Genomic DNA, 3,508 nt, shown 5'->3' with positions numbered 1-3,508 from the left:
CTGCTCACGAATTTGGGTTACTTGCGCTAAGGTTAAGTGAAAAATTCAATAATCAGGCACAACTCTGTAAGGTTGCGGTGATTGGTTCTTGGCTGAGGTGCTGGGTCAAGCCACTAACATCGACGATCGTCCTATTGAGATCCGGATATCAATCTGGATTGGAATCAGGAGAAATTCAATATACAGGCTATGCATTGGCTTATATTTTGTTTGGGTATTTTCACCAAGGAATACAGCTAAAAACAATCGCCAATAATCTTACTGATTCATTGCATTTTTGTAAAAAAACAAATAATTTCCTGGGGAGTGAGTTGATTAAAGGATTGCAATTTACGCTTAATGACTTAATCGAAATACCTGTAGACAAACTCGATCTACAATTCGATCGAGTCAGTGAATTGCATGTGCTAGAGAACGATCGGCTGCCGCATATTATCTGCATTTATCAAATCTTCAAAGCCCAAGTTTTATATTTACACGATCGCCCAGAGGCCGCCTTCACCTGCACTCGATCGGCAGAAATGTTATTGACATGGATCTCGGCTCAGTACTTTGTGTCCGAGCATAATTTTTATGACTCGCTGATCCTGGCCGCACTCTATCCAACCGCCACCACGGAGCAACAGCCGCAATATTGGGACAAGCTAGTCGCCAATCAACAGCAGATGCAGATCTGGTCGGATCGTTGCCCCGAAAATTTCCGGCATAAATACTTGTTGGTGGCCGCCGAAATGGCACGGATCTCCGGTAACTGGCCGGAGGCAATGGACTTATACGATCGCGCGATCAATTCAGCCAGAGCAAATGAATTTATCCAGAACGAAGCACTGGCAAATGAGCTAGCCGCCAAGTTTTGGTTGGCACGAGCCAAAGCCGAATTTGCCCAGATTTATTGCCAAAGAGCACACCAAGGTTATCAACTATGGGGTGCGAATCGGAAAGTCGCCGATCTCGAAGCGCGCTATCCTCAGTGGCTGAGGGCGAATGCCGCTGGAATTCACAACATCCCGCTCCAGATTTCGTTGACAACTGCTACTAATACTAATGAAGCGATCGATTTGGCCGCAGCGATCGAAGCATCGCACGCAATTTCGAGTGAAATCGCCTTAGACAAATTGCTCGAAAAGTTGATGCAAATCGCGATCGAGAATGCTGGCGCTCAAACAGGCTGCCTGCTCTTGCCCGTGGGAGATCTCGATCGTGGCGATCTTCAATGGGCGATCGAAGCCCAAGGGATTGCTGGCGATGGCCAGATTATTGTCGGCCGATGTCTGCTGGGAGATACCCCCCAAAACTCAGTGGTATCAATGGCGATCGTCAACTATGTCGCGCGGACTCAGGAAAGTGTCGTCTTAAATGATGCGGCTCATGATGGCGGATTTACTCGCGATCCTTACATCATGGCCACTCAAGCAAAATCCATTCTCTGTACGCCGTTGCTCATGGGTACCGCCGCTGCCACCGAGCAGCGCGGCAAGCTGCGCGGGATCTTGTATTTAGAAAACAATGCGACGGCTGGAGCATTTACGCCCCAACGCTTGGCCGTCCTCAAACTCTTGTCCTCACAAGCAGCAATTTCGCTCCAAAATGCCCAATTCTATATCGCCGTCCATGAAAACGAGCGACGGCTCTCGCAATTCCTCGATGCAGTTCCGGTGGGGATTGCCATTCTGGATGCTGACGGCAAACCTTACTACACCAATCAGACAGCGCGGGAGTTGTTAGGGCAGGAGATTGTCACATCAGCTCTACCCGATCGAATACCAGAGATTTACCAACTCTATCAAACCGGAACCGATCGACCATACTTGTCGCAAAATATGCCGATCGTCCGCGCCTTAATGGGCGAACGCACCACGATCGATGATATCGAAATTCGCCGAGCCGATCGGACTATTCCGGTTGAGACTCGCGGCACGCCAGTCTTTGACGATCGCGGTCGAGTGGCCTATGCGATCTCGGCCTTTCAAGACATTACTGGGCGCAAACAAGCTGAAGCCGATCGGGTGCGGTTTACCCAAGAACTCGAACGCGCCAGAGATGAATTAACCGAATATAGCCGCACCCTAGAGCAAAAAGTCTCCGAGCGCACCCTCGAACTGTCTCAAACCCTGGAAATTCTCAAAGCCACCCAATCGAAACTCCTGTTTGAAAACGCCCTCCTCCGCAGTGCCGAACCACCAGCCACCTTTGACTATCAAGTTGGCGGCAGCTTGCCGATGGCTGCACCTACTTATGTGGTGCGGTCGGCCGATCGCTACCTGTACCAAGCCCTCCAACGCGGTGAGTTTTGCTATGTGCTCAATCCCCGTCAGATGGGTAAATCTAGTCTAATGGTGAGCACGATCGATCATCTTCAGCAAGAAGGGATCTGGTGTGCGCCGATCGATATGACGCGGATCGGCAGTGAAAATATCACCCCCGACCAATGGTATAAGGGGATTGCCTTCGAGCTAGGCCGCCGGTTCGACCTGCGCAGTAAGCTCAATCTCAAAGCTTGGTGGCAAGAGCGCGACGATCTGTCCCCCGTCCAGCGGTTGAGTGAATTTATCCAATCGGTCTTATTAGTAGAAGTCGGCACCCCCACTACCAAAATCGCGATCTTCATTGATGAAATCGATAGCGTCTTGGGCTTGAAGTTCCCTGTCAACGACTTTTTTGCCCTGATTCGCTCCTGCTACAACCAGCGGACGATCGATCCTGAGTATCGCCGCTTAACCTTCGCTCTATTTGGCGTGGCGACACCTTCAGAGTTAATTAATAACACCCAAATTACCCCATTTAATATCGGGCGCGCCATTCAGCTCGAAGGCTTCCAAGAGCATGAAGCCCAACCATTATTGCAAGGACTGACCGAAAAAGTCAGCAATCCTCAAACCCTCCTCAAAGCCATCCTCGCCTGGACGAGCGGACAACCTTTCCTGACCCAAAAGCTCTGTCGGTCGATCCTCAATACTACGGAGACTATTCCGCCCAATGGGGAAACCGAGTGGATCGATCGCCTCGTCTGGACGCATGTCATTGCTAATTGGGAAGCACAGGATGAACCCGAACATCTCCAGACGATCGCCACTCGACTCCTCCGCAGTCCCCAATCCACGCGACTGCTCGCACTCTACCGTCAAGTTTGGGAGCAAGAGTCAGCGATCGCAACCGATCGCCCCGAAGAGCGGGAATTGCTGTTGTCGGGACTAGTTGTCAAACAACAAGGATCTCTACGAGTTCAAAATCGGATTTATGCCACGATCTTTAATAGTGATTGGCTCGATCGTCAATGAAGATGGCGATCCTGCTGGCTCAAGTTCGATTGTGGCGATCTCTGGTTTACAGTTCTCGATCCAATATCGAATGTATCGGACGATCGGAACGGCTCTCCCGCTAATATGGGGAAAATGGGGTAAAATGTAGCGATAGCGGAATTTTATCCTATTTCCAAATATGGATTTTCACCTAGATACTTTGCTAAATCTGCCTAATCCAGTTGTGGACAGCTATTCAAATACGTTAG

At 49.9% G+C, this 3,508-nt stretch carries 2 protein-coding genes; both read left to right on the top strand.

What is annotated here, in order from left to right:
• The coding region (locus RMO27_RS18320; RefSeq protein ID WP_309735166.1) for an AAA-like domain-containing protein at nucleotides 1–3,278 on the top strand (3,278 nt) is incomplete at its 5' end.
• The gene (locus tag RMO27_RS18315) at nucleotides 3,238–3,408 is read left to right on the top strand and encodes a hypothetical protein (protein ID WP_309735164.1); all 171 of its coding nucleotides are present in this window, start codon (nucleotides 3,238–3,240) and stop codon (nucleotides 3,406–3,408) included. The genes RMO27_RS18320 and RMO27_RS18315, both read left to right, overlap by 41 nt.
• Nucleotides 3,409–3,508 lie beyond the last annotated feature (100 nt).

The sequence above is a fragment of the Chamaesiphon sp. OTE_75_metabat_556 genome, assembly GCF_031378165.1.
Taxonomy (GTDB): domain Bacteria; phylum Cyanobacteriota; class Cyanobacteriia; order Cyanobacteriales; family Chamaesiphonaceae; genus Chamaesiphon.
This window is presented reverse-complemented; position numbering and strand designations above follow the sequence as displayed.